The sequence below is a fragment of the Affinundibacterium baiyunense genome (genome assembly GCF_018139645.1).
GTDB lineage: Bacteria > Pseudomonadota > Gammaproteobacteria > Burkholderiales > Burkholderiaceae_D > Undibacterium > Undibacterium baiyunense.
Genome location: NZ_JAGSPM010000012.1, coordinates 80,702 through 87,571 on the forward strand (window position 1 = coordinate 80,702; position 6,870 = coordinate 87,571).

Consider the following 6,870-nt stretch of genomic DNA (forward strand, 5'->3'; position numbering starts at 1 on the left):
TCTTTCTTCTCACTTTTTACATAGCAAAGCTGTTTATACCAAACCGCACTCTCTTAATTCTTTTTTCACATAAGAATAAAACACCGGCGCGGCAACAACGCCCGGCAAACCAAATAAGGCTTCCATCACCAGTATTGCCGTCAATAATTCCCAAGCTTTGGCATTAACTTGGGAGCCGATGATTCGTGCATTCAAAAAATACTCCAACTTATGAATTACGATCATATAAGTTAAGGAAATCGCTGCCACATATAAAGAGTGTGACAAACTAACAATCACTATAACGGTATTTGAAATAATATTCCCAACAACGGGAATTAGCCCAGCAATAAAAGTAATCGCAATCATACTTTTAACGAGGGGCAAATGAACTCCCGCTACGGGCAAGATCAGCGCCAAAAATATTCCGGTAAATAGCGTATTAATTAGCGAAATTCGCACTTGAGCAAACACCACCCGATGAAACATATCGGCAAGATGAGCGATTCGTTGATGTAGTGCAGCGGCAAAAGGCTTGTATTGGTGAACACTGTTGACATCTTGTAGTGCAACCATACTGCCGATCACCATTCCCAGCAGAAGATGAACGATCAAGTGCCCAGCTTCTTGCCCTAGTAATTTTGCTTCGCTAGCATGATCGCGCAATGTCGTGGTCAAGATGCGCTTTAGTGCTTCAATATCCTCGGGCAAGTAAGTACTAGCCCACAGCGGTAACTGTTGTCTTGATGATTCAAGAAGCTCGGCCAGTCTTTGCAACAAAGACTGCAAGTTACCCGAATCGCTACGCAAAAATACTACGATCCCCCAAATACCCAAGCTAATCGTCAAAATAATCAAAACGGATAAAAACACCACCGCGATCATGCGCGATTGTTGATTGCTAAATCTTCGTTCTATTTTTGGCACTAACAAGCTCACCAATGAGTAAACCAATAAGCCAGAAAATAAAGCCACCAACAATCCGACTTTTAAGACCAAGAAAAGCGCCAACGCAGCAAAACAATAGGATGCGATGATTGACGGTGACAACTTATTATCTGAATACATAATTCTCCATTCTTATCTAACTTCAATCACAACACCGTGAGGTACTGGCCTAATAGCATCGTCAATAAGTGCAGTCTTCACATGCTAAGGGAAAAACGCCTCTAAAAACCTCATAGTCGCCAAAGAAATCGTGTTTCTTTTTACCCAAAATATTTCCCTACATCCACAAATTACGGCTACTATCGTCAATTCAGCTAAAAAAATGGGTGGTTTATAGTATGATCTTGACACTGAATTCCTCGGTGTTCGATACCACTTCCATCGCATAACAATTCACACCAACCTACATTCGCGCAGCAACCGGCTTATGAGTAAATCACTAAAACAATACAATCTACTGATTTGGATTTCATTAATTCTCATACTTGGTTTTGTTGCTGTGTTAGCGACCAGCTACTTAGTGTCAAAAGATGCTTTGCGTCGTGGTTTATCAGAGAATATGTTGCCAATCACAGGTGACAATATTTATTCAGAAATTCAAAAAGACATTTTGCGGCCGGTATTTGTCTCCTCGCAAATGGCGAACGATACCTTTGTACGCGATTGGGTGATCGATGGCGAACAAGATAGTGCGCAGATTTCTAAATACTTGAAAGAAGTTAAATTAAAGAACAACGCAATATCAAGTTTTTTTGTCAGCGACCTGACCAGAAATTACTATTATCCTGAAGGCCTACTCAAAAGCATCAGTGAAACTGAGGTGCGAGATCAATGGTTCTTTCGCGTTAAAAATCTCAAAACGGCTTATGAGACCAATGTCGACATTGACATGGCAAATCAAGACAGCATGACGATTTTTACCAATTATCGCGTCTTAGATTATCAAGGAAAATTTATTGGCGCGGTCGGCATTGGCTTGACGCTGAATACGATGAAGCATTTGATCGACACTTATCAATCGCGCTTCCAACGTAAGATTTACTTCGTTGATAAAAAAGGCAATTTGGTTTTATCGGGAAATACCTTCAAACAAAAGAAGGTCAATATTTCCAACATGGCGGGTCTAGATCAAATCGCCAAACAGATATTAGCTAACACCAAGAACGAGTCTTTACATCTTGAATATACGCTCAACGATGAATCAATTTATCTCAACTCGCGCTTTATTCCAGAACTGGGCTGGCATCTTTTAGTTGAACAAAATCTTGAGTCCGAACTAAAACCCTTACAGAAACTGTTACTCGTAAATGCTGGTATAGGATTTGCGATCACGATCGCGGTCTTGTTGATCGTTTTGTTCTCGGTTCGTCGCTATCAAACGCGCATTGAGAAATCAGCAGCAACCGATCCATTGACGAAATTACTCAATCGCCAAGCATTTGATTTCGTCTTCCAACAAGCGATTTTGGATAGCGAGCGCTCTCGCCAAACACTTTGCGTCGCGATTATGGATATTGATCACTTTAAAAAGATCAATGATAAACATGGCCATTTAGTGGGCGACCATGTATTAAAGGAAATCGCAGCGATTTCGCGACGCTCATTGCGTGAGAGTGATGTGATCTGTCGTTGGGGCGGAGAAGAGTTTCTTTTATTGCTCAAGAACTGTTCATTAGAGAAAGCCACGGCCATCGCAGAAACCTTACGTAGTACCATCGCCGCAAACGATTTCTCTCGCACTACAGATTTAACCAAAGGACGTCTCTCATTAACAGTTAGCATGGGTGTTGCTGAATGCAAACCGCAAGAAAGTGAAGATAGTGTATTCGAACGCGCTGACGTTGCCTTGTATCAGGCTAAAGAGAGTGGTCGAAACAGCGTTTACTTTTCTGAGTAAGACCTGCGTTTATTCCTTAGTCACTTGCTAGGCGTAGAGCGTTTTGCGAGATTCAAAGTTGGTTGAATAAAGGCTCGATACAGTTGCCCTTGATCCTGATCCCAAGCACTCACCTGTCCCGCCTGTTTTACGACTGTTTGCATATCGCCACGTTTAATCGGCCCAGTAAGTGCTGCGCTTGTTCCTATTTTAAAGACGTTATTGAGCGAACCAAGTGCTAACGAATGCGCCATCTGCGATGCTGTATCAGCATCAATACCAGCAGCACGATATGCAGCGATCGCTGTATCCATCAAGGTCACTAGATAGTTACTCGCAAATACCGATCCCGCGTGATAAAGCAATTTGTGCTCTGCTGAGATTTGAATAATTTTTGCGCCGATTTTCTCAAATGCTGCAATCAGCACAGTCTGCGCCAAATCACTGCCTTCGACACTACAAATAGTATCTTTAAACGCATCGGCAGCAATGCGCGGCGCGGCAAAACTACGTACCGGGTGCACGCTAGCAACTTCTAGATTTAAGTTGAGTAAAGCAGGATTTTGCGTTATTAAATCTTGTGAAGATTTTGCGCCACTACAATGAAATAAAATACTGCCTCGCTTCAGTGCATTCACTTCAATCAAGCTATCCACTACCGAGCCGAACGCATCGTCGGGCACACACAGCATTGTGACATCGGCAGGCTTCAGAAAATGAAAATCGGTGATCGCCTCACCTTGCGTAATGAATGCAGATGCAATCAGACTTCTGTCCTTCTGCGTGTTTAATATTTGTAGAATACTAAATACTTCATAACGCGCGAACAAATGCCCAAGCGTCATGCCGACGCGACCGGCACCAATGATATTCAAACTTTGCATGGACTAAATGTATCAAGAAAAGCGAGTTTAAGTAATCACACTTTATAACGACTCTTTAATGATGCGGCCGCTGGTTTTCTGAATTGGTCGTGCATTATGTGGATAAAGACGCGCAAAAATCGCTGCTTGATCTGCTGAAATCTGTACTGGCTCTTTCATCACCATCCACAAAACTCCCTCGCTACAAGGTGGCGTAGTCAATGACCCCATATAGGTATAGTAATCATGTCGTTTCGGGAGTAACTGGGTGAGATCGATATTCTTCAATGCTTTTACAAGCTCATTTTTTTCTAGAGGTAAGTTATTCCAAATGCTTTGAATGACCGGATGAGCATCACCCAACTCCAATAACACGGCAACCACAGCCAACTTCGCATCCCTATCTTTATGGACAAGATGGGCAACCATTTCGAATCCTTTGCCATTGATACGTTCTTCAGAAGGACGGTGAAAGTGCAATTGATTCAGTTCAAAGTTCTTACCAGAGACATTCAGATAATTGCCAGCGCTAAGATTCACTTGAATCGTATGTCCAGTATCGATCACCTGAAATTGACTAGGCTTGTAGTCGAAATTCAAAGTGTCTAGTTCCACTTTAATGCCATCACGAATATCGATTGGCGATTGTCGTTCACCAAGGTCACATTTAATGTTGGCGGGATTTAATTTGCCCCATGCCAAAGGCCCCTCTTCCCCCTCATAACTCCAATGTTTAGCAGTTTTCTTGGATTTGTCGTCAACACCAGAAACTTTTTTTGACGGAGCAACATAGGGTCGAATCGGTGGTCGAACGACGGGCTTTGCAACTTCTTCCTTATCTTTACGAATTGCCGCTAGTCTTTCCGCTATTTTTAAAGCTAGTTCATCTGCCGCTTGGGCTTCTTTTTTACGTGCCGCTGCCTCGGCTTTGCTTTCTTTTACAGGCGCATCCTTTACTGACTTAGGCTCTTCTTTTGGAGGTGCGGAGGCTTCCTCTTTGGCTGAAGAAGCTTGTTTGATTGGTTTCGTAACCGTGTCCGAAAACACTGGTTGAGCCACAATGAGTAGCGCGAGTAGCAAGCTAGGGAGTCGCATAATCGTCAATTTCCGTTTGGTATTATATGCTTTACGGCAATTTCCCCTTGAAACTTGACACCCACGAGCACGCAAGTTACGACGCCACTGTGAATTTTTTCAACTTACGTGTTTCAATCTTTTCCAAAATTACTAACTTGAAGCCACGATCGGCTTTGCTCCACACCGTAATTTCATCAATTGTACGCAAACATCCAACGCACAAACCTGAATCACTACTGATCTTGCACTGTTTTACACAAGGAGACATTACTTCTGCTTCGATACTATTCATTTTATTCCTTCATTGCTTGATTGCGAAACGTCTGCTGACTGTCGAAGCAACCAATTGACAAGCCCACGTCCAGCCGCAACTCCCGTAGCAAAACAAGCACTCAATAGATAACCACCAGTAGGCGCTTCCCAATCCAACATCTCTCCAGCACAAAACCAACCTGGCTTGGCAGTTATCATGTAATTCGAATCCAATTCAGAAAAATCAATACCGCCCGCGCTACTAATTGCCTCATCGATAGGAAAAGGTGCGAGCAAACGAATTGGCAAGGCTTTAATGCAGGCAGCTAGTTTTATCTCATCTTTCAATATCTCTGGATCTAAAATTTCGTATAAGAGAGCGCAATGAACCGGATGCAGTCCTAGCTTGCTACGTAAATGACTTGAAAGCGATCTGGAACCACGTGGCATGGCTAACTCTTCGAATACCCTAGCGGGTGACTTGGCGGGCAAGAGATCAATCAGTATGTCAGCATATTCATCTGTTCGAATCTGTTCCCGAATATCTGCAGAATACGCGTAGATTAAGCTACCTTCGACACCGCGCTCTGTGATTACAAATTGCCCCAGTTTGGACGGACTACGATTACTACCCAGATCCAAACTCAAACTTACATTGGTGAGGGGTGTTCCGGCAAACTTCTCTTGAAAGAATGAAGACCAATTAGCAACAAAACCGCAATTACTTGGCTGAAAATCCTGAACACGAATTTTCTGTGCCGCAAATTCCTTAATCCATGTGCCATCAGAGCCTAACCGCTTCCAACTGGCGCCACCAAGTGCGAAAACAACCGCATCAAATTTAATCGCAACCAGACCACTTGGTGATTCAAATTGATGCTTATCCTTGTCGACACCTAGCCATCGATGCCGCATATGAAATCGCACTCCGTTTGCCTTTAGTCGATGTAACCACGCTCGCAATAAAGGTGCGGCCTTCATATCGATAGGAAAGATGCGACCAGACGTGCCTACAAAAGTTTCAATACCCAAGTTTTTCGCCCATGCACGAATTTGATTGGCGTCGAACTTCTGCAAGCATTGTTCCAGTACTTCAGATCTTTCTCGGTAGCGCTGTTTAAATTGAGTGAAATCCTCGGAGTGCGACAAATTCATTCCACTTTTACCTGCCAGTAAAAACTTCCTTCCAGCAGAAGGCATCGCATCATAAACATGCACCTCGAATCCACGCTCTGCAATTTGTTCAGCCGCCATCAAACCCGCAGGACCTGCACCAATAACAGCAACTATTTGTTCTTTTTGTATTTGCATAAGCAATCAATTGTTCGCATCATAAAGATGCTCCGGAAATCAACGAGATTATAACTACAAGCGCATTCCTACACCTAAAAGCACAGTACACCAATATCGCGAATTAGAATTTTCAGAACTTAAATACCGTAAAAGTTTTATGACTACCAAAGCATTTTCCTTTCTTATTTAAAGTCGGCTTTTTAACGCGATCAGAATGCGAAGATTAAATATCTAGATCAGGGATATTTAAGAAGAGGGAAAGTTAAAGTGTAAGTGAGCTGTGAGCGATAAAAGGAAACGCAGCAAGGAGGAAAGACGAGATGAAATACGGAAGGAGTTGAGTAAGGGGGAACGAAAGGAATGGGCAAAGGGTAAAGCTAAGAGTAAAAAAAATCAGAAAGTAAAAAGTGAGAAGGTAAAAAGCAAAAGCCCCTGATTCGTTGAAATCAGGGGCTTTCTGGGATAAGAGCCTGACGATGACCTACTTTCACACTGGTTGCAGCACTATCATCGGCGCAAAGTCGTTTCACGGTCCTGTTCGGGATGGGAAGGTGTGGTACCAACTTGCTATAGTCATCAGGC

At 43.0% G+C, this 6,870-nt stretch carries 6 protein-coding genes and 1 rRNA gene; 1 reads left to right on the forward strand and 6 read right to left on the reverse strand.

Going from position 1 to position 6,870, the window contains the following annotated elements:
- Window positions 1–33 precede the first annotated feature (33 nt).
- Window positions 34–1,047: an AI-2E family transporter gene (locus KDM92_RS16465; protein ID WP_212685512.1), complete on the reverse strand. Its 1,014-nt coding sequence runs from the start codon at window positions 1,045–1,047 to the stop codon at window positions 34–36.
- Window positions 1,048–1,354: 307 nt separating this feature from the next.
- Between KDM92_RS16465 and KDM92_RS16470 the strand changes: the two genes are divergently transcribed.
- Window positions 1,355–2,824 carry a sensor domain-containing diguanylate cyclase gene (locus tag KDM92_RS16470; RefSeq protein WP_212685513.1) on the forward strand — a complete coding sequence of 490 codons (1,470 nt, stop codon included), beginning with the start codon at window positions 1,355–1,357 and terminating at the stop codon, window positions 2,822–2,824.
- 20 nt (window positions 2,825–2,844) lie between these two features.
- Here KDM92_RS16470 and KDM92_RS16475 read toward each other — a convergent pair whose 3' ends face one another.
- From KDM92_RS16475 to rrf, 5 genes are all read right to left on the reverse strand, one after another.
- Window positions 2,845–3,687, reverse strand: coding sequence for a Rossmann-like and DUF2520 domain-containing protein (locus tag KDM92_RS16475; protein WP_212685514.1), 843 nt, complete (start codon window positions 3,685–3,687; stop codon window positions 2,845–2,847).
- A 42-nt stretch (window positions 3,688–3,729) separates the two neighbouring features.
- A complete protein-coding gene (locus tag KDM92_RS16480) occupies window positions 3,730–4,761 on the reverse strand; it encodes a carbonic anhydrase (RefSeq protein WP_212685515.1) in 1,032 nt (343 codons plus the stop codon).
- A 76-nt stretch (window positions 4,762–4,837) separates the two neighbouring features.
- Window positions 4,838–5,035 (reverse strand): DUF1289 domain-containing protein, encoded by a 198-nt coding sequence (locus KDM92_RS16485; protein ID WP_212685516.1) that lies wholly within the window; start codon window positions 5,033–5,035, stop codon window positions 4,838–4,840.
- The gene (locus tag KDM92_RS16490) at window positions 5,032–6,306 is read right to left on the reverse strand and encodes a TIGR03862 family flavoprotein (protein ID WP_212685517.1); all 1,275 of its coding nucleotides are present in this window, start codon (window positions 6,304–6,306) and stop codon (window positions 5,032–5,034) included. Before KDM92_RS16490 ends, KDM92_RS16485 begins: the two co-directional genes overlap by 4 nt.
- Window positions 6,307–6,756: 450 nt before the next feature.
- A 5S ribosomal RNA gene (gene rrf, locus KDM92_RS16495) occupies window positions 6,757–6,869 on the reverse strand.
- Between the last annotated feature and the right edge of the window lies 1 nt (window position 6,870).

Coding starts and splice junctions, on each gene's coding strand:
- KDM92_RS16465 (WP_212685512.1), bottom strand. CDS start 1,047: ATGTATTCAGATAATAAGTTGTCACCGTCAATCATCGCATCCTATTGT.
- KDM92_RS16485 (WP_212685516.1), bottom strand. CDS start 5,035: ATGAATAGTATCGAAGCAGAAGTAATGTCTCCTTGTGTAAAACAGTGC.
- KDM92_RS16475 (WP_212685514.1), bottom strand. CDS start 3,687: ATGCAAAGTTTGAATATCATTGGTGCCGGTCGCGTCGGCATGACGCTT.
- KDM92_RS16490 (WP_212685517.1), bottom strand. CDS start 6,306: ATGCAAATACAAAAAGAACAAATAGTTGCTGTTATTGGTGCAGGTCCT.
- KDM92_RS16480 (WP_212685515.1), bottom strand. CDS start 4,761: ATGCGACTCCCTAGCTTGCTACTCGCGCTACTCATTGTGGCTCAACCA.
- KDM92_RS16470 (WP_212685513.1), top strand. CDS start 1,355: ATGAGTAAATCACTAAAACAATACAATCTACTGATTTGGATTTCATTA.